The sequence below is a fragment of the Stenotrophomonas sp. genome (genome assembly GCF_050737575.1).
Classification (GTDB): Bacteria; Pseudomonadota; Gammaproteobacteria; order Xanthomonadales; family Xanthomonadaceae; genus Stenotrophomonas.
Genome location: NZ_JBOHXW010000005.1, coordinates 84,415 through 103,899 on the forward strand (window position 1 = coordinate 84,415; position 19,485 = coordinate 103,899).

The 19,485-nt window shown below is 62.6% G+C and carries 13 protein-coding genes; 3 read left to right on the forward strand and 10 right to left on the reverse strand.

What is annotated here, in order from left to right; genetic code table 11:
• Window positions 1–298 precede the first annotated feature (298 nt).
• The 3 genes from ACREP4_RS11010 to ACREP4_RS11020 are packed head-to-tail and all read left to right on the forward strand — an operon-like array spanning window position 299 to window position 5,942.
• Window positions 299–2,449 carry a type I secretion system permease/ATPase gene (locus ACREP4_RS11010; protein WP_431596225.1) on the forward strand — a complete coding sequence of 717 codons (2,151 nt, stop codon included), beginning with the start codon at window positions 299–301 and terminating at the stop codon, window positions 2,447–2,449.
• A 12-nt stretch (window positions 2,450–2,461) separates the two neighbouring features.
• Window positions 2,462–3,889 (forward strand): HlyD family type I secretion periplasmic adaptor subunit, encoded by a 1,428-nt coding sequence (locus ACREP4_RS11015; protein WP_431596226.1) that lies wholly within the window; start codon window positions 2,462–2,464, stop codon window positions 3,887–3,889.
• A gap of 25 nt (window positions 3,890–3,914) precedes the next feature.
• Window positions 3,915–5,942 carry a M10 family metallopeptidase C-terminal domain-containing protein gene (locus ACREP4_RS11020; protein WP_431596227.1) on the forward strand — a complete coding sequence of 676 codons (2,028 nt, stop codon included), beginning with the start codon at window positions 3,915–3,917 and terminating at the stop codon, window positions 5,940–5,942.
• A gap of 329 nt (window positions 5,943–6,271) precedes the next feature.
• On the opposite strand, the gene tkt is transcribed toward ACREP4_RS11020, so the two are convergent.
• From tkt to ACREP4_RS11070, 10 genes are all read right to left on the reverse strand, one after another.
• Complete coding sequence (tkt, locus tag ACREP4_RS11025; protein WP_431596228.1) at window positions 6,272–8,278, reverse strand: transketolase; 2,007 nt, start codon at window positions 8,276–8,278, stop codon at window positions 6,272–6,274.
• A 343-nt stretch (window positions 8,279–8,621) separates the two neighbouring features.
• On the reverse strand, window positions 8,622–9,929 hold the full coding sequence (locus ACREP4_RS11030; RefSeq protein WP_431596229.1) for a dicarboxylate/amino acid:cation symporter: 1,308 nt from the start codon (window positions 9,927–9,929) through the stop codon (window positions 8,622–8,624).
• 57 nt (window positions 9,930–9,986) lie between these two features.
• Window positions 9,987–11,663, reverse strand: coding sequence for a BatD family protein (locus ACREP4_RS11035; RefSeq protein WP_431596230.1), 1,677 nt, complete (start codon window positions 11,661–11,663; stop codon window positions 9,987–9,989).
• Window positions 11,660–13,453 (reverse strand): vWA domain-containing protein, encoded by a 1,794-nt coding sequence (locus tag ACREP4_RS11040; protein WP_431596231.1) that lies wholly within the window; start codon window positions 13,451–13,453, stop codon window positions 11,660–11,662. Before ACREP4_RS11040 ends, ACREP4_RS11035 begins: the two co-directional genes overlap by 4 nt.
• Complete coding sequence (locus ACREP4_RS11045; protein WP_431596232.1) at window positions 13,450–14,451, reverse strand: vWA domain-containing protein; 1,002 nt, start codon at window positions 14,449–14,451, stop codon at window positions 13,450–13,452. The genes ACREP4_RS11040 and ACREP4_RS11045 overlap by 4 nt, the downstream gene beginning before the upstream one ends.
• On the reverse strand, window positions 14,451–14,906 hold the full coding sequence (locus ACREP4_RS11050) for a DUF4381 domain-containing protein (protein ID WP_431596233.1): 456 nt from the start codon (window positions 14,904–14,906) through the stop codon (window positions 14,451–14,453). Before ACREP4_RS11050 ends, ACREP4_RS11045 begins: the two co-directional genes overlap by 1 nt.
• A complete protein-coding gene (locus ACREP4_RS11055; RefSeq protein WP_431596234.1) occupies window positions 14,903–15,793 on the reverse strand; it encodes a DUF58 domain-containing protein in 891 nt (296 codons plus the stop codon). The genes ACREP4_RS11050 and ACREP4_RS11055 overlap by 4 nt, the downstream gene beginning before the upstream one ends.
• Before the next feature lie 114 nt (window positions 15,794–15,907).
• Window positions 15,908–16,927: an AAA family ATPase gene (locus tag ACREP4_RS11060; RefSeq protein WP_431596235.1), complete on the reverse strand. Its 1,020-nt coding sequence runs from the start codon at window positions 16,925–16,927 to the stop codon at window positions 15,908–15,910.
• Window positions 16,928–17,028: 101 nt separating this feature from the next.
• Window positions 17,029–18,933: a type IV pilus secretin PilQ gene (locus tag ACREP4_RS11065; protein WP_431596236.1), complete on the reverse strand. Its 1,905-nt coding sequence runs from the start codon at window positions 18,931–18,933 to the stop codon at window positions 17,029–17,031.
• Between the two features lie 19 nt (window positions 18,934–18,952).
• Window positions 18,953–19,483: a pilus assembly protein PilP gene (locus ACREP4_RS11070; protein WP_431596237.1), complete on the reverse strand. Its 531-nt coding sequence runs from the start codon at window positions 19,481–19,483 to the stop codon at window positions 18,953–18,955.
• Between the last annotated feature and the right edge of the window lie 2 nt (window positions 19,484–19,485).

Here is a 19,485-nt window from a genome sequence, read left to right on the forward strand (position 1 = left end):
ACGTTCCGGCCCTTCTTTTGTCCGCTCATCGCCATCGAAACCGTCGAGCGACTGTTTGGCGACAAACACTTCCTGTCCCTCAACCGGCATCACCGCATCACCACCCGCATACCCGTTTCAAACCCGCACTGCATCACCCTTCGCTGCAATTGAGACACTTCTCGTGGCGAGCGCGGCGCTTCCTGTTTATCCATAGAGCCCATATTGATCGAGACGCTTCGTCTTGATCGCATCGGGCGCATCAATCCGGCAAACCATCGGCCCTGCCAGCACTTGATCGCCCGAACAGGCCGCAACAATGGAACAGGAAGCCTCCGTGACATCGCAGCAATCTCCGACGTCGGCCCAGGACAGCGGGCTGGAGTGCCTTGTCACCTTGGCCCGATTCCACACCATCGCCGCCAGCGCGGAGCAACTGCGCCATGAATTCGGCGATGGCGAGCATCACTTCAAGGCAGACCAGCTCATCCTTGCCGCGCGCCGACTTGGCCTGCGGGCAAAGCCGATCAAGGCACGTCCCGAGCGGTTGATGCGCACACCGTTGCCGGCAATTGCCAAGGACAAGGATGGGCACTTCTTCATTCTCGCCAAGGTCGATCAGGGCAAAGCGCTGGTGCAGATTCCGGGGCAGGATCGCCCGCAGGTGATGGACTTGGATGCGCTGTACCAACGCTGGTCCGGGCGATTGATTCTGCTGCGCCCGGATGCTCCCAGCGATGGTGAACTGCCGCGCTTCGACTTCACCTGGTTCATCCCCGCCATCGTCAAGCACCGCAAGGTGTTGGGTGAAGTGTTGGTCGCATCGCTGTTCCTGCAGCTGTTCGCGCTGATCACCCCGCTGTTCTTCCAGGTGGTGATGGACAAGGTGCTGGTGCACCGTGGGCTGTCCACGCTGGATGTGCTGATGATCGGCCTGCTGGCGATCATGCTGTTTGAATCCGTGCTCAGCGGCCTGCGCGGCTACGTGTTCGCGCATACCGCCAGCCGCATCGATGTAGAACTCGGCTCACGGCTGTATCGCCATCTACTTGCCTTGCCATTGGCCTACTTCCAGGCACGTCGCGTCGGCGATTCGGTCGCACGCGTACGTGAGCTGGAAAACATCCGCAGCTTCCTCACCGGCAATGCCATCACCTTGGTGCTGGACTTGCTGTTCTGCATGCTCTTCATCGCGGTGATGCTGTTCTACAGCGGTTGGCTGACCTTGGTGGTACTCCTGTCCTTGCCGTTGTATCTGGCGCTGACGCTCTTCATCACGCCGTTGTTGCGTGCGCGATTGCAGGAGAGCTTCAGCCGCGGCGCTGAAAATCAGGCCTTTCTGGTCGAATCACTGACCGGTATCGACACGCTGAAGGCGCTTGCGGTGGAGCCGCAATCCTCGCGACGGTGGGACAACCAGTTGGCTGCCTACGTCGCGGCCAGCTTCAGGACGCAAGTGCTTTCCACGCTGGCCAATGAAGGCGTCGGTTTGATTGGCAAGTTGGTCACGCTCGCCACGCTGTGGCTGGGTGCACGTCTGGTAATTGAAGGGCAGCTCTCGGTCGGCCAGCTCATCGCCTTCAACATGTTGGCCGGTCGCGTTGCCCAACCGATCATGCGCCTGGCGCAGTTGTGGCCCAACTTCCAACAGACCAGCGTCTCGGTGCAGCGGCTGGGCGATATCCTCAACACGCATACCGAATCCTCCGCAGGCAATCGACATCCTTTGCCCGTGCTGCAAGGTGCCGTCGAATTCGATCACGTGCGCTTCCGTTACCGGAGCGACGGCCAAGATGTGCTGCACGACATCAGTCTCAACGTCGCACCCGGTGAAGTGATTGGTCTGGTCGGGCGCTCCGGCTCCGGCAAGAGCACGCTGACCCGATTGCTGCAGCGCCTGCATGTGCCTGATAGCGGCCGCGTGCTGGTAGATGGCATGGATCTGTCGCTAGCTGACGTCAGTTCACTGCGCCGGCAGATTGGCGTGGTGCTGCAGGAGAACATGCTGTTCAACCGCAGCATCCGCGAGAACATCGCCCTCACCGATCCGGGTGCGCCACTGGAATCGGTAGTGCACGCCGCGCAACTGGCCGGCGCCCATGAATTCATTCTGGAAATGCCCGAAGGCTACGACACCCTGGTCGGCGAACACGGCGCCTCGCTTTCCGGCGGCCAGCGCCAACGCATCGCCATCGCACGCGCGTTGATGCGCAATCCGCGGATTCTCATCTTCGACGAGGCGACCAGCGCCTTGGACTATGAATCCGAACGTGTCATCCAACAGAACATGCAGCAGATCTGCCAAGGACGCACGGTCTTGATCATTGCCCATCGCCTATCCGCGGTGCGCCATGCCGATCGCATCATCGTGCTTGAACGCGGCCAGATCGCCGAACAGGGAAGCCACGAAACCCTGCTTGCGCTACCCGACGGGCTTTATGCGCATCTCCATCAGCTACAACAGGGTTGAGGAGACGACACGATGACACGCTCCAACGGCATCCTTCGCGAACTTCTAGGCCGGTATCTACACGTTTGGAACAATGCTTGGCGGCGTCGGCGCAGCCTGGATTCGCCCACCCTGGAGGCGCACGAAGTGCAGTTTCTGCCCGCCGCCCAGGCGCTGCAGGAATCGCCGGTGCATCCCGCACCGCGCTACATCCAATGGACCATCATCGCCTTTGCGTGTCTGGCCGTGATCTGGGCAATCGTCGGCAAGATCGACGTGGTTGCCAGTGCCGAAGGCCGCATCGTTCCCAGTGACCAAAGCAAGGTCATTCAATCGCACGAAGTTGCAGTGGTGAAAGCCATTCATGCGCGCGACGGACAGACCGTGCGTGCCGGCGATGTGTTGGTCGAGCTGGACGCCAGCCTCACCGGCGCGGATCTGGAACGGTTGAACAACGACCTGCTTGCCGCCCAGGTCGACACGGCCCGCGCGCGCATCATGCTGGAAGCCATCGATCACAGCCTGCCGCCTGCGGACATCACTTCCAAATTGCCGCAAGCCGACATCGCCCAACAACAGGCCGCAAACGAATGGTTGCACAGCCAGTATCAAGAGTTGCGCAGCAATCTCGCCCAGAGCGAGGCGATGATTTCCCGTAGAAATGCGGAAATTCATGCCGCACAACAATCGGCCGAAAAACTTTCGCAGATGTTGCCGCTCACCCAACGCATCACTTCCGACTACGCCAAGCTGGCCGGCGAAGGGCTGGTTTCCAAGCATCACTACCTGACCAAGCAACAGGAACTGATGGAGCAGGAACGGCAACTGGCCGAGCGCCGCAGCCATATCGTCGAACTCAACGCTTCACGTCAGGAGGCTGTCGAACGCAAGGAAGGCACGCTGACGCAATACCGGCGCACGGTATTCGACCTGCTGCATCAGAACGAACGCCGCGCCACCAGCCTGCAACAGGAACTGGTCAAAGCCGAACGCCGCGACATGCTCACCCGCCTTACCGCACCGGTGGATGGCACCGTGCAACAGCTGGCCGTGCATACGGCGGGCGGCGTGGTCACCGCTGCGCAACCGTTGATGGTCATCGTCCCGGCCGATCAAGCGCTGGAGATCGAAGCACAGTTGAAGAACAAGGACGTCGGCTTCGTCCGTGCCGGGCAAGCGGTGTCGGTGAAAGTCGAGACCTTCAACTTCACCAAGTACGGAATCCTGCACGGAACGGTTCTGCATGTTTCGCAGGATGCGATCAACGATGAGCGTCAAGGCACGCTATACAGCCTGCGCATACAGCTGCAGGAGAAGCACGTGCGCGTCGGCCGCGAAGATGTCCCGCTGGCACCCGGTATGACCGTGCGCGCGGAAGTGAAGACAGATCGCCAGCGGGTGATCGACTACTTCCTGAGCCCGTTCAAGAAGTACACCGCTGAAAGTCTGCATGAGCGTTAACCCCCGAGAGATGAAAGGAAACGAAATGACCCCTGGAATCGAAAAGACCACGCCGTCCGGTATTCACCACATCGATGAACTGATCTCCTATCGGAAATGGACGCTGGGCGAAGACCGCACGATCACTTGGACCATCACCAAAGAGGATGCGATTTTCTCCGATGAGCCGTATGGGATCAGAGGGGAGTTGCCGTACTTCCGTGCGATATCCAGTGCCCGCGACATCGCGAATATCAACAAGGCAATGGATGTCTACAACAGCATTATCGATATCAATCTAAAGTACATCGATGAAGAGATTGATGGTGAAGCCACGATTCGCTTCAATGCACAGGACACCCAGTCCAACTGGAGCATGGGCGGCGGTTGGGCGTATGGAGCTTTCGAGCAATCGTTTGGTGGCGACGTGTGGGCATCGTGGTATTCCGGCTATGACGTCGCTTTCACCCTGCACGAAGTCGGGCACGCTTTAGCACTGGATCATCCGGGGCATGCCACTGGACTCAACGCCCCCGGGTTCACTACGCTGGAAACGGTGATGTCCTACACCGGTGGAAAAAACGTGCTGATGCTGGACAAGCATGGGAACTACCTAGGCCGAGTGGAAACCGAGAGCCTCGGCATCTACGACATCGCAGCGTTGCAATACTTGTATGGTGCGAACACCAGTCATAACGCCGGAAACACGGTTTACAAATACGACCCCAGCGCAGGTTTTTACACCACTCTCTGGGACGGCGGCGGGGAAGACACCATTGACCTGTCCAGCTACAAGCACGGTTCAAGCATCAACCTGGCCGAAGGCAGCTACAGCTCGATCACCTATGAAATTCCCACCGGAATAAACACCAACAATATCTACACAGGCGAAAACGCAATCGGCATCGCTTATGGCGCGGTGATTGAGAATGCGATTGGAACGCAGGGTGCTGATGTCATTCATGGCAATGCTGCAACCAACAAGCTGGTCGGCGGCGCCGGGAATGATCACCTGTACGGACATGAAGGAAATGATCGTCTTGAAGGCGGGGACGGCAATGACGTTCTGGACGGCGGCATCGGCGCGGACACGATGATTGGTGGTGCGGGCAATGACATTTACTACGTCGACAACGTCGCCGACGTCGTGATTGAGGCAGTCGGAGGTGGAACCGATACCATTCACCTCTCCATCGATTGCATCGACGCCGGCAAGTACAAAAATGTCGAAAACTTCACGGCAGCCGAGGGCGGAAGCACCCGGAGCATCATGGGCAATGGCCTGAACAACCTGATGATCGGAAACTCCGACCTGAACATCCTTCAAGGATGCGACGGCGACGATGTGCTTGTTGGCGGCAAGGGCGACGACCGCCTCTATGGCGGCAGAGGCAATGACACCTTCCTCTTCGGCCGTGGGGACGGGAACGACACCATATACCGCGGCATAACCACTCCAGATGATATTGACACCCTGTCGTTCCGGGACGGAATCAGCAGCGACCAACTGTGGTTCAGCACTGATGCCAAACGCAAGAACCTGGTGATCAGCGTCATCGGTACGAATGACTCGGTCACGGTGGCGGACTTCTTCGCCAGACGTAAAGACATACTCGACTTCATCGACGTCGGTAACGGCAAGTCCCTCGACACCGCGAACATCGACAAGCTGGTCGATGCCATGGCCGCATTCGCGCCACCGCCGTTGGGCCAGACCGCACTCTCGCAGGAGTACCAACTAGCGCTCGGTGCCGTTTTGGACTCCGTGTGGTTGCCCATGGCCGCACCAGGAACAGCGTCCAACTATGCCGGACCGCTTGTTGACCCAATGACAGAAGCCCCAAATAGCCAATCGCTACTGACCTATGGCGGGGACGACATCACCCTGGATTCAGAAGCAGTCCGCAACTTGGTTCTTCTCCAGGACGCTAGCCAAGTCACCGCACATTGCATCGACACCAACACTTGGCCCGCCGTCATGATCGGACAGGAAAATCACTCTCCGGCATTCGCCGCACTGCCACTGGAATATCGCGACGACATCAACACAGCTTTTGCATCACTCCTACTTTAGGAAGCAATTTATTGCCGGACACGTCACTCTTCGCGAGAGGCGTGTCCGTTCTTATTGGTAAGGAAGAATGTGGAACCAGATAGCCGCCGCCATCTGTGATGCAGGCTTTTGAACGAAGTGCCCATCGGCGATCTAAGCCCAGCGCGCGCCACCTGGTAGTGCCGAGCCATGTTCGGCAGAAGCACAACCAGCAGAACCTCAGCGCATCCACCGCTCCCCATCAACACAAATCTCGAATCAACCTCGGCACTGCATCCGCCCCTACAACACCCAACAAAAAAGCCGGGGAAATCCCCGGCCTTTTTGTTACCTCAAACCGCCAGCCGAAATCAGCCCGGCAGGTTTGCCTTGGCAGCAGCCACCACCGCTTCGGTGGTGATGCCGAAGTGCTGGTACAGCTTGTCGGCCGGAGCCGAAGCGCCGAAGGTATCCAGGCCGACCACCGCACCGTCCAAGCCCACGTACTGGCGCCAGAAACCGGTAACGCCGGCTTCCACGGCAACGCGGTTACGCACAGCATTCGGCAGCACGGATTCGCGGTAGGCCGCATCCTGGCGATCGAACACATCGGTGCACGGCATCGACACCACACGGGTCTTGATGCCGGCAGCGTCCAACTCGGCCTTGGCGGCCATGGCCAGACCAATTTCCGAACCGGTACCGATCAGGATCACGTCCGGCGTGCCGGCGGCATCGGCCAGCACGTAACCACCGCGCTCGATCTGCTTGACCTGCTCAGCGGTACGCTGCTGCGGCGCCAGGTTCTGGCGGCTGAAGATCAGGCAGCTCGGGCCATCCTTGCGCACGATCGCCGCCTTCCAGCTGACGGCCGATTCGGCCGCGTCGCACGGGCGCCACACATCGTTGTTGGGGATGTAACGCAGCGAGGACACATGCTCCACCGGCTGGTGGGTCGGGCCGTCTTCGCCCAGACCAATCGAGTCATGGGTGAACACATGGATGACGTGCGCCGGGATCAGCGCGCTCATGCGCAGCGCGTTGCGTGCGTAGTCGCTGAACACCAGGAAGGTGGCGTCGAATGGCAGGAAGCCACCGTGCAGTGCCAGGCCATTGGCGATGGCGCTCATGCCGAACTCACGCACGCCGTAGTGCACGTAGTTGGCATTCGGGTCTTCGCCGACCACGGTCTGCGCGCCCTTCCACAAGGTCAGGTTGGAACCGGCCAGGTCGGCCGAGCCGCCGATGATTTCCGGCAGCAGCGGTGCGAAGGCCTGGATGGCGTTCTGCGAGGCCTTGCGCGAAGCGATGTTCGGCGCTTCGGCCTGCACCTGGGCGATGTAGGCATCGGCCTGGGCAATGAAGTCGGCCGGCAGCTCGCCGTGCGAGCGACGGGTCAGCTCATCGGCCTGTGCCGGGAACTGCGCGGCGTACTTGTCGAACAGCTGCTCCCACTCGGCCTGACGCAGCGTGCCGGTGCCGCCTGCGCGCCAACCGGCGTAGATCTCTTCCGGGATCTCGAACGGGCCGTACGACCAGTTCAGCGCCTTGCGGGTAGCTTCCAGTTCGTCCTTGCCCAGCGGTGCGCCGTGGCTGGATTCCTGGCCGGCCTTGTTCGGCGAGCCAAAACCAATCGTGGTCTTGCAGCAGATCAGGGTCGGCTTGTCGAACTGCGACAGCGCCTGCTCGATGCCGGCCTTGATGCTTTCCGGGTCGTGACCGTCAACGCCGCGCACCACGTTCCAGCCGTAGGACTCGAAACGTGCCGGGGTGTCGTCGGTGAACCAGCCTTCCACTTCACCGTCGATGGAGATGTTGTTGTCGTCCCAGAAGCAGACCAGCTTGCTCAGGCCCCAGGTGCCGGCCAGCGATGCGGCTTCGTGCGAGATGCCTTCCATCAGGCAGCCGTCGCCCATGAACACCCAGGTGCGGTGATCGACGACTTCAAATTCCGGGCGGTTGTAGCGCTGTGCCAGCAGCTTCTCGGCCAGCGCAAAGCCCACGGCATTGGCCAGACCCTGACCCAGCGGGCCGGTGGTGGTTTCCACGCCCGGGGTTTCGTGACGCTCCGGGTGGCCGGCGGTGTGGCTGCCCAACTGGCGGAACGCCTTGAGCTGTTCGATCGGCAGGTCGTAGCCGCTCAGGTGCAGCAGCGCGTAGTGCAGCATCGAGCCGTGACCGTTGGACAGCACGAAACGGTCGCGGTTGAACCAGTTCGGATTGTTCGGGTTGTGGCGGTGGTAGTCGTTCCAGAGCACTTCGGCGATGTCGGCCATGCCCATCGGCATGCCGGGATGACCGGACTTGGCGGCTTCGACCGCATCAGCGGCAAGAAAACGGATGGCGTTCGCCAACTGGCGGCGGGTGGGCTGCGTCATGGTTTCGTCGGAATCGGGAGGCTCCCGCGGAACTGCGGGCGGCCTATTGTCCCACAAGCCACCGCGCGGTTCAGGCCGTAAAAACCTGACGATAGCTGGCATTTGGTTCCGTCGGTGGCAGGGTCGTCCGGCGCCGGAATTTGCTTGCTGCACTCCCCTCTCCCCAACCCCTCTCCCGCAAGGGGAGAGGGGCTTCAATGCCCGAATCGCTGGCATTGCTGGCGCTTGCAGGTTTGTAGCCCCTCTCCCCTTGCGGGAGAGGGGTTGGGGAGAGGGCGGCTACACGAAGCAAAACGGCCACCCTGAACAGAGTGGCCGCTTGGGATTGCAACTCCAGGAAGATTCAGCCCCGCGGAAGCTGTCGCCCGGCATCCTCATCGCTCTCACCCCGCGCCACCAAGGCCGTCAGGGCCAGGTCGCCGGTGACATTGAGCGCGGTGCGGCACATGTCCAGGAAGTGGTTCACGCCCAGGATCAGACCAATGCCGACCGGATTCACCCCGACCATCGCGCAGATCAACGCCACCACCGGCAGCGAGCCGGACGGCACACCCGCCGTCCCGATGCCGCCCAATATGCAGACCACCATCACCATGAACTGCTGGCCGATGCTCAGGTCCACACCGAAGAACTGCGCCAGGAAGATCACCGTCACGCCCTCGAACAGCGCCGTGCCATTCTGGTTGGCGGTGGCGCCCACAGTCAGTACAAAGCGCGACACCTTGTGCGGGAAGCCCATCTGGTCGGCCACCCGCAGCGCGGTCGGCAAGGTGGCGTTGGACGAGGCGGTGGAGAACGCCATCAACGTGGCTTCCTGCGTCTGGCGGAAGAACGCCAGCGGCGAGCGCCCCGCCAGCTTCACCGCGATGCCGTAGCTGACAACCATGTGCAGCGCCAGCGCCAACACCACGACGCCCACATACGCACCCAATTTGATCAACAGACTGAAGCCGAAGATGGCCGCCAGGTTGAACATGAAGCAGGCCACCGCGTATGGCGCCAAGCGGATGACCAGGTTGATCAGGGTCATCGAAATTTCAAACAGGCCTTCGATGGCCTTGCGCAGCGTGGCCACCTTTTCGGCCGGCGACAGCACCATGCCGACGCCCAGCATCAGCGCGAAGAACATCAGCGACAGGATCTTGCCGTTGTCAGACGCCGCCTCCAGCACGTTGTTCGGCACGATCGACAGCAGCATCTCCATGCCCTTGGGCTGGGAGCCGACACCGGCCACGATCTCCTTGCTGCGCTCGGCATTCTCAGCCAGCAGCTGCGCGGCCACGGCGGGGTCCACGCCCGCGCCCGGCTTGAACAGGTTGACCAGCACCAGACCGATCAGCACCGCCACGCCAGACAGCACGATGGTGTACGCCAGCGATTTCCAGCCAATGCGACCCAGCGCGCGGATGTCGCCCATCTCCGACACGCCCATCACCAGCGCCGAGAAAATCAGCGGCACGATGAGCATGAAGATCAGGCTCAGGAACAGCCCCGATACCGGCGTGGTCAAGTAGGTGGTGACCGCGTGCACCCACGGCGCGCCCGGACTCAACATGTGCACTAACAGGCCAAGCAGCAGACCGATGCCGAAGCCGATCCCGATCTTCCAGTGGAATGGCATTTTCATGCGTGGCGCTGCGGCGTTGGACATCGGTGGTTTTCCCTCCAGAGAATGACGCAGCTTAACAGACGGTATACAGCCGCCTTTTCAGCGTTGACTCGGGTAGAGAGGGTCCAATACCGGCTTCTCCGCCACCGCCTGTCCACGCCAGCGCGGCCCCTGCCGGAAAACCTCGCGCAGCCGGGTTCTCGCCGCGGCGACATCGCCCTCGCCGGCCCAGCGCGCGCGTTGCATGCGCTCCAGCGCCTGACGCTGCGGCTCGTCGTCCAATCTGGCGATCACTGCATCCAGATCTTCCACGCCGGCCATCGTCGCCAGAATGTGGACCACTTCGTCCAGACCACCGGCGTCCAGCGCGCGACGCAGGTCGGCCTGGCTGTAACGCGCACCCTGCGCTTCGGCCCTGCGCGGCACTTCGCGCTCGCCGTTGGCAGGTGCGGTTCGTCGCGACAGCCCCCAGATCAAGGTGGCCAACCACAACAGCGCGAAGCCCGCCGCCAGCGCCGGCCACAACCATGGCCGCGCCGTTGCACCTGCCACCGTCAATGCTTCATTCGGCACCGCCGTAGCGGCCTGCGCCGGCTGCACCAGCGGTGGTGCGGCGATGCCGCCAGCGCCCTGTTCTATCTGCACCTGCAGGTCCGGCAGCGTCGCGGTGCGCGCTTGCCCGGCCTGCACATCCCACCAGTCCATGCGGATGCCCGGCACCGTCAGCGCACCGGCCTGTTGCGGCACGATTGAGTAGCGCCGCGTCAGTTTCAACTGTGGACTGCCGCCGTCGAAGGTTTCGTCGTACTGCGGCGGTTCGGCAAACACCTGCGCGCTGTCACCGAGCGAAGGCACCGGCAGTTCGGGGAACTGCGCCTTGGTCACGCCGTTGGCAGTGGCTTCGACCACGATGGTGGTCGCCTCGCCGGTGCGGCCTTCTTTCGGTGCGGCGGTGTAGCGCAGCTGCAGGCCTTTCAGCGGTAGCCACGGCTGCGGCGCATCGGCCGGCGTGGCCCGCACCTGCAAGGTCTGATCCGGCCCGCGCGCACTCAGCTGACCACTGTCGCGGCCGAAGAAATCATCGAAAAAGCCGCCCACGCCCTGCCCGCTGAAACGCGCGCCTTTCACCTGCAGCGGGCCGCTGCGTTCGGGCACCAGCAGGAAGCGGCGTTCGACCACGTTGTAACGACGGCCGTTGATCTCGCGCGTTGAAGTGCGGTCATCACCCACCCGCTGCAACGAGGCGCCAGCCGGCGTATCCAACACCAATTCACCGGAAGCCAGCTGCGTGGCGAAGAACAAGCGCACCACCACGCCCACGCTTTGCTGCACATAGGGCTGGCTGTCGTCCACGTCGGTTTCGATGAAGGCCAACGCATTGCTGTCACGGCTGGCGACCGCAGCTTGACCGACCACCAACTGCAACGGCGCAGTCTGCGCGTTGCCGACCCGCAAAGCCGGAATCACCAGCGTGCCGGTACGTTGCGGTGACAGCGCGACGGCGAACAGCGCGACGTTTCTGACCGCACCATTGCCCACATGCATCTGCCGGGTGCTGTTCTGGCTGCTCAGGGCGAAATCAGCGCGCAAGGGTGTGTAATCCGGCGCAGTGCTCTGGTCGGTTTCGATGTTGAGCGTGACGGTTTCGCCCTGATTGATGCTGTCCCGATCCAACCAGGCGCGGGTCTGCGCGTGCGCCATGCCCACGCTCATGCAGGCCAGCAGGCACAGCAGTACCCATCTATTGAGGTGTCGGTGTTTGTTCGCAGTGCTCATCGCCGTTCCCGCATCCGTCGCTCGTATTCGAGCTGGAATTTCGCCTTCAACAGATCGCCCGGCTCATCCGGCACGCGCTGCATCCATGCTTCCACTGCCTGCTGCTGTTCACGCTGTTGCGGCGTCATCGCCGCGCGCGCCGCAGCGGCTGCGTCTGTCTCGTTCCCTGCCTGTGCCTGACGCTGGTGCATGGCCTGTTCCATGCGCTGGCGTTGGGCCTCGTCGGCCTGCTGTTGTTTACCGGCGTTCTCGCCCTCCGGCTTGCCCGGTTCCTGACGTGGCTTGCCTTGGTCGCCCGGCGGCGGTTGCTGGCCTTGCTGGCCCTGATCCTTGCTGTCGGACGATTGCGGCTGGCCCTGCTGCGATGGGTCTTGTTGCTGTTGACCTTGTTGCTGCGGGCCCTGCTGCGCATCCGATTGCTGTTGATCTTTGGAATCCTGGCCCTGCTGCGGCTTCTGCTTGCCGTTGTCGCCCTGCTGCTGATCCTGCTGCGACTTGCGCTTGCGCGCCGCATCCACCGCCGCGCGATTGGCAACAGCATCTTCCATGCCCGGGTGCAGCTTCAGCGCACGGTCGTAGGCAGTGATCGCTTCATCCAGACGACCCTGGCGCGCCAGCGCGTTGCCGAGGTTGTACCACCCCTGGTCAGAGTCGATGCCCTCGAAGCGCTTCTGCGCGGTGGCAAAATCGCCCTGCCGATACGCGTCCACACCTTCGCTCAACTGTTGATGCTGGCGCTGATCTGCACGTTGCCACCAACTGCTCTGCTCGGCAGCTGCCGCCGGCTGCATCATCGGCAGCAACACGCACAGCGCCAGCAACGGCAGCACGCGACGCGGACGACGGAAGGCAAACAACGCCAGCAGCAGCAACGGCAGCAACAACCAATAACCTTCGTCCTGCCAGGACTTGCCCTGCTCGCTCTGCTGCCGTCCGTCGGCCTGCGCTTGTGGCTGCAGCACCTCCAGCGCCTGTAGATCGCTATCGGTGTTGGCGATGCGCTGATAGCGGCCGCCACCGGCAACCGCCAACGCGCGCAGCGACGTCTCATCCAGATGCGCATGCTCGATGCCACCGCGCGAATCGCGGTACGACGCGCCCTGCACCGTGCCCAGGCCCAGTACCGAGACGGCGTAACCGGCCGCACGCAACTGTGCGGCCGCGGTCACTGCGGCGGCATCCGCGTGATCGGTGAGCAGCAGTACATCACCGCTGCGAACGCCCGACTGCTTCAACAAATCACCGGCCCATGCCAGGGCGTGATCGGTCTTCTGCCCATCCAGCGGCATTACTTCCGGCGCCAATGCATCCAGAAACAACGCGACATTGGCCGCGTCATCGGTCAGCGGCGCCACCGTGAAGGGCGCCCATGCGTAGGCGATCAATGCGACTTCACCGCCCTTGCGCTCGCGCAGCAGGGTCGCCAGTTTGGCCCGCGCCTGCAGCAGCCGCGACGGCGGAAGATCGGTAGCGCGGATGCTGCTGGACAAATCCAGCACGATCACCAACGGCGTCTTCGATTCCCACAACGGCTGTTCCACCTGCCGCCAGCTCGGCCCGGCCAATGCCAACGCGGCACACAGCAAACCCAGCGACAACGCCATACGTCCCCACCAACGGCGCGTGCCGGTGCCAGTCAGCAGGTGCGACAACAAATGCGCATCCACCGCAGTATGCCAACGCGTGTGCCGACGCTGCAGATAGCTGCTGCCCAGCAACGCCGCCGGCACCAGCAACAATGTCCACAACCATTCCGGCCGCATGAAGTGCAATTGCTGCCAAAGGTTCATGCGCGCAGCCCTCGCCATGCCAGCGCCAACATGCCGAACAACAAGGCGAGCGCCAACGGCCACGCATACCGTTCGATGCGCGGACGCACCGATGGACCGGCACTTTGCACCGGCTCCAGACGATCCAATTCCGCGTAGATGCCGACCAGCTCATCGGTGTCTCGCGCGCGGAAGAAGCGGCCGCCGGTTTCGCTGGCGATCTTGGACAAGGTGTCTTCGTCCACCGGATCTTCGCCGCCCGGCAATTGCACACCGAACAACGACGCCTGCCCGGTGCCGCCAAAGGCAATCGTATACACGCGCACGCCTTCCGCCTTGGCCAGTTCCGCCGCTTTCAGCGGCTCCAGCACGCCGGCGGTATTGAGGCCGTCGGTGAGCATGATCACCACGCGTTGGCCTTCCGGCTGATCACGCAGGCGCTTGACCGACAGCGCAATCGCATCGCCCAGTGCCGTCTCGCGCCCTGCCAATCCCACCACACTGTCACGCAGCTGTTCGCGCACGGTGGCGCGATCGGCAGTCAACGGGGTCAGCGCATACGCGCGTTGGCCGAATACCACCAGGCCGATGCGATCGCCTTCGCGGCGATCCAGAAAATCAGCCAGCACCGCTTTGGCGGCGGTGAGGCGGTCGACGATTCGACCACCGAGTTGCATATCGGGTTCTTCCATGCTGCCGGACAAGTCCACGGCCAACATCATCTGCCGGGCCTCGCGCGGTGGTTCCACCGGCTCGCCCAGTTGCTGCGGTCGCGCCGCAGCGGCGCATAGCAGTGCCCACGCCAACCACAACAGCAGCGTGCCGAACCAGGCACCGCCGCGTCCCTGTGTGGCCTGCAATTGGAGTCGTGCAGGATCGTAAGGCACGCGCAATGCAGGCGCGTTGTCATCGCGCAACGGCCACCAACGCATCAACAGCGGCACCGGCAGCAACAGCCACAACCACGGCCAAGCGAACGTCGGCCACCAAGCCGGCACCATATCGAGCACGGCCTGCATCAGCGCTTCCCTGCCATCAATTCAAGGAAACGGGTACGCGCCAATCGACAGGCACGCTCAACCGCTTCGGCATCCACCTGCGGGTGGAAGCCACCTTCCAGAAGCACACGCCCTTCGCCCTTGCTGAAGACATTGCCCTTGCGCCCATCGAGAAAGCGCAACCACGGTTCACCGTGCAACAACGCCGCCTGTGGATCGACCCGACGCGATGCACGGCGCAGCAATTCCGAAGCGGCAGCCAAACGGGACGGGCCGCTTTCGCTCACGGCCAGTTGTTGATCAAACACCTGCATCCAGCGCCGCAGTTGTCGTTTCCGGTGCAGGTAGAACGCGGCAATCACCGACACGATCAGCACGATCGCCGCAATCACCAACCACCAACCAGGCGCCAGCGGCCACCAGCCCGGTGCCGAGGGCAAGTGCACATCCCGCAGCGGCAGTTGCGCGGCGATCATGCCGGACTCCGAAGGCCAGCCGTGCTCAACCAAGCGTCGCTGGCATCGTCGCTGGACAAGGTGCTGACGCGCATACGACGGCCGGGCAACTGACGCAACAGCGCTTCCACCGGGCCAATCAGCGCCTCATGCCACGCGTTGCGTACCGCGTCAGCGCCCAGATCAAATCGCATCCGCCCCGCCGCAGTCGCCACCGGCAACACGCAGTCCGGCGGTGACACTTCCAAGGGATCCACCAGCAACAGCAATTGCACTTCCACATGCATGGACAGCGCAGACCACACCGCCGCCGGCACCGCGTTCGCACTGGCCGGATCGGCCAACACCACCGCACGCGCACCCGGATGCAGCACGCGCGCCGCACGCTCCAATGCAAACTGCAGACCCGCGTCATCGGCCTGTGGTTCGGCATACCAACGCGTGAGCGCATCCAGCACCCGCAATGCGCCGCGCGTTCCACCCGCAGGCGGCACCAGCGATTGCTGGCGACTGCCACGCAACGCAGCCAATCGATCTCCGTCACGCAACGCCGACCACGTCGCTACCGCACCCGCGCGAGCGGCCTGCACCGACTTGAATCGCACGCGCGTACCGAAGTACAGCGCAGCAGCCGTATCGGCCACCAGCAAGGTGACCCGCTCGCGCTCGGTCTGGAACGTTTTGGTATGCGTGGTATCGGTACGCGCGGTGATCTTCCAATCGATATGTCGGGCATCGTCACCGGCAACGTATTCACGCGATTCGGCGTACTCCATGCCACGCCCGCGCATCGTTGACGCTGCACGCCCACTCACCGCGTAGTGACCGCGTCGCGCCTGCCGCCCCTGCGCCGCCATCTGCCGCAGTGCGATCAATTCGCTCAGCTGCGGACGGATGCCGGCGTGCATCGCATTATCCCGATCAGAAGACAGATTCGTGCCAGAAGCCGGCGTTTTCATCGCAGGCCTCGCACCGGGATTTCACCGCACATCACAATGACAACGCTGCACACCGGGCACGCCTCAAGGCAGCGGCACGCAATCGAGCAAAGCCGCAACCAGCCGCTCGCCATCCCAACCTTCAGCTGCAGCTTCGTAGCTGGGCAGCACGCGGTGGCGCAGGACATCCGGCGCCACCGCACGAATATCGTCGGGCGTCACAAAGTCACGTCCAGCCAACCAGGCGCGGGCACGCGCGCAACGTTCCAGCGCGATGGAACCACGCGGACTTGCCCCCCACGCAATGCGTTTGGCGAGAGCGGCGTCGTAGCCACTGGCATCACGCGAGGCCAGCACCAAGGCAATCAGATAGCGCTCCAGCTGCGGCGCCATATGCAGTTCAAGCACGGCCCGGCGGGCCTGCTCGATCTTCTCCAGCGACAACTTCTGCAACGCCGCCGGTTTGTGTTGCATCGCCTGCAACGCACGCTCGCGGGCCAGACGCAGGATTTCCGTTTCCGCATCGGCATCGGGATAGCCAATGCGGACATGCATCAGGAAACGATCCAACTGTGCTTCGGGCAGCGGGAACGTACCCTCCTGCTCAATCGGATTCTGCGTGGCCATCACCAGGAACACGTCCGGCAACGGATAGGTGCTGCGCCCCACCGTCACCTGACGCTCACCCATGGCTTCCAGCAGCGCGGACTGCACCTTGGCTGGCGCTCGGTTGATTTCGTCAGCCAACAGAATCGGATGAAAGATCGGCCCGGCCTGGAACTCGAAGCGGCCTTCCTGCGCGCGCCAGATATCGGTGCCGGTGAGATCCGCAGGCAGTAGATCGGGCGTGAACTGGATCCGCGCAAAACTCGCATCAACTCGCGACGCCAGCGCGCGAATCGCCGTAGTCTTGGCCAACCCTGGCGCGCCTTCCACCAGCAGGTGGCCGTCCGCCAGCAAGGCAATCAGCAGCCGCTCGACCAGCAACGACTGGCCGACGATCTCGCTGGACAGCGCCTCGCGTAGCGCGGTGAATTCCTGATGCAGGCCCGCGTCGTGGGCCGGCACATCCGTCTGTGAAGGGAACTGGGGAGGCAGGTTCATAGGCGCAGTTTGACCGATCTTTGGTGAAATGGTTCAAACGGCCGCTGACAACGAAAAAGGGCCGCATTAAGCGGCCCTCTCCCAAACACATTCGCGGAAGATTACTCGGCGGCCTTGGCCACGCGCAGGATCTTCGGCGTCACGAACACCAGCAATTCGGCCTTGGCCTTGCTGCGACCACGCTTCTTGAACAGATTGCCAAGGAACGGGATATCGCCCAGGAACGGCACCTTGCTCACGCTGCTGCGATCGGTGAACTCGTACACGCCACCGACGACCACGGTCTGGCCATCTTCGACCAACACGGCCGTATTGACCTCGCGACGGTTGATGATCGGCACGTTGCCGAAATTCTCAACCTCCATGAAATAGTCAACCTCATCCTTCTTGACGTTCATGTTCAGGAAGACCCGGTTGTCCTGGGTGATGGTCGGCGTGACCCTCAACTCCAACAATACTTCCTTGAACTGCACGTTCGGCGTGGCGACACCACTTGCACCGCTGGCGGTGATGGTGACGTAGCCAATTTCCTTACCCTGTTTGATCACGCCTTCACGCTGGTTGGCAGTGACGATACGCGGGTTGGACACCACTTCGCCTCGCCCTTCTTCCTGCATCGCCGACAACTCGACGTCCAGCGAGAAGTTGCGGCCAAGCAAGGTATAGGCAATGGCACCCGCCGGACTCTCGGTGAAGGTCTTGGCGGGCAGATTGACGTTCAGGCCCTCATTCGTCACCAGGCCTTTGTTGATGATGTCGCTGTTACCACCCAGCGACCCACTGATGGCCTGCGTACGATCACCAATCCGCCGCCCTTGGACACCGAACCGCGCACCCAGATCGCGTGCGAAGGTATCCGACGCGATAACGATGCGGCCTTCGATCAGCACCTGGTCAACCGGGCGGTCGATCACCTTGATCAGCTCGCGCATCTGCGCGACCTTCTTCGGGATGTCGCTGATCATCAGCGTATTGGTGCGTTCATCGGCCACCAGCATGCCGCGCGGCGACAGGAAGCCGTTCTCCTGCTTGTCATTGCTACCACCGCCACCGCCGCTGCCACCGCTGTTGTTGTTGCCAATCCCCTTGGCTTCGGTCAGCGCTTTGAAGATCGCCTCAGCGTTGTGATAGTTGATCTGCACGTAATCGGTGATCAGATCCTGGCGGTTCTCGATCGCGATGCGCGCGTCTTCCTTGTCCTGCTCGAACTTGGCCAGCTCCGGCTGCGGTGCCACCCAGATCACGCCACCATCGCGACGCTTGTCCAGGCCCTTGGCCCGCAGCACGATGTCCATGGCCTGATCCCACGGCACATTGACCAGGCGCAGCGTCACATTGCCCTGCACGGTGTCCGAAGCCACCACGTTGAGGTTCGATTCCTCGGCGATCAACTGCAGGACGGTACGCACCGGCACGTCCTGGAAGTTGAAGGTCACCGGACGCCCGCTGTAACCGCGCGCGGCAACCGTCGCAGCCGCCTGGGCCACGGTCTTGGCAGTGACCGCGCCGGTTGCCACATCCTGCTGACGCGGCGTGATTTCGACGACGTATTCGTTGCCGGTCTGGTAGGCCAGCGAATCAAACAAGCCAGTGGTGCTCAGCACCAGCTGCGCGCCCTGGCCCGAGGGCTTGGCGTCGATGCGCTGCACCGGCGTGGCGAAATCAACCACGTTGAGCGGGCGCTGCAGCTCGGCCGGCAGCGTGGCATTGCCCACGTCCACCACCACGCTGTTGCCTTGGTTGCGCAGATCCGGGCTTGCCCCTTGACCATCAAACTGCAGGATCAAACGGCCAGCGCCGTCTTCTCCCCGCTTGAAGTCGATCTTGGTTACTGAAATCGCAGAAGCCGCCTGCTGGCTTGCCGTGGCAGGTACGCCGCCGGTAGCCAGCGGCTGAGCCGCATACGAAGAGCCGCACACCGCTGCCAACGCCACTCCCAAGGCGCAGACGCGGACCAGTGCTTGGCGCCTAATGGGACGCCGGCTCAGGGCTTTGGTAAAAGTCATCGTGCTATCCCCTAATCAATCAACGATCGTCCAGCGCCAAAGACGCAGGACGTTCCAGCCAGCCGCCAGCGCCATCGGGCACCAGTTCAATCAGTTCAATCCCGTCTTCACGGACACCCGTGACACGGCCATCGCTCTGGCCCATGTACACCCCGGGGCGCACGCGGTAAGTGACCTTGTCCGGCCCCATCACCAAGGCAACGGCCCCCGGACCGCCGCCAATTGTGCCCACCATGTCCAGACTGTCGAGCGGGAACGCCTCCAAAGGCTCCTTGCGGCGATCCGGATCAGGCCGCAACTGGTTGCCGCCATCGGCGGACACCCACGCGTCACTGAACGGATCACGCATGCCCTGCGCGGCGTACTCGAAAGTTTCGAACTGCTGCATCACCGGCAATGCCGGCAATGCCTCGGCCGGGCGCGCACGCACGTCGGCCACGTATTTTTCCAGGTTGGGGGCGTCACCAGGCGCGCTGGTCACTCCCCGTGTGCAACCGGCAAGCGCCGCGATGCACACCATCCCCAGGACAAGAGAAGAAGTTCTGCTCATGC

Coding starts and splice junctions, on each gene's coding strand:
- ACREP4_RS11010 (WP_431596225.1), top strand. CDS start 299: ATGGAACAGGAAGCCTCCGTGACATCGCAGCAATCTCCGACGTCGGCC.
- ACREP4_RS11015 (WP_431596226.1), top strand. CDS start 2,462: ATGACACGCTCCAACGGCATCCTTCGCGAACTTCTAGGCCGGTATCTA.
- ACREP4_RS11020 (WP_431596227.1), top strand. CDS start 3,915: ATGACCCCTGGAATCGAAAAGACCACGCCGTCCGGTATTCACCACATC.
- tkt (WP_431596228.1), bottom strand. CDS start 8,278: ATGACGCAGCCCACCCGCCGCCAGTTGGCGAACGCCATCCGTTTTCTT.
- ACREP4_RS11030 (WP_431596229.1), bottom strand. CDS start 9,929: ATGTCCAACGCCGCAGCGCCACGCATGAAAATGCCATTCCACTGGAAG.
- ACREP4_RS11035 (WP_431596230.1), bottom strand. CDS start 11,663: ATGAGCACTGCGAACAAACACCGACACCTCAATAGATGGGTACTGCTG.
- ACREP4_RS11040 (WP_431596231.1), bottom strand. CDS start 13,453: ATGAACCTTTGGCAGCAATTGCACTTCATGCGGCCGGAATGGTTGTGG.
- ACREP4_RS11045 (WP_431596232.1), bottom strand. CDS start 14,451: ATGCAGGCCGTGCTCGATATGGTGCCGGCTTGGTGGCCGACGTTCGCT.
- ACREP4_RS11050 (WP_431596233.1), bottom strand. CDS start 14,906: ATGATCGCCGCGCAACTGCCGCTGCGGGATGTGCACTTGCCCTCGGCA.
- ACREP4_RS11055 (WP_431596234.1), bottom strand. CDS start 15,793: ATGCACGCCGGCATCCGTCCGCAGCTGAGCGAATTGATCGCACTGCGG.
- ACREP4_RS11060 (WP_431596235.1), bottom strand. CDS start 16,927: ATGAACCTGCCTCCCCAGTTCCCTTCACAGACGGATGTGCCGGCCCAC.
- ACREP4_RS11065 (WP_431596236.1), bottom strand. CDS start 18,933: ATGACTTTTACCAAAGCCCTGAGCCGGCGTCCCATTAGGCGCCAAGCA.
- ACREP4_RS11070 (WP_431596237.1), bottom strand. CDS start 19,483: ATGAGCAGAACTTCTTCTCTTGTCCTGGGGATGGTGTGCATCGCGGCG.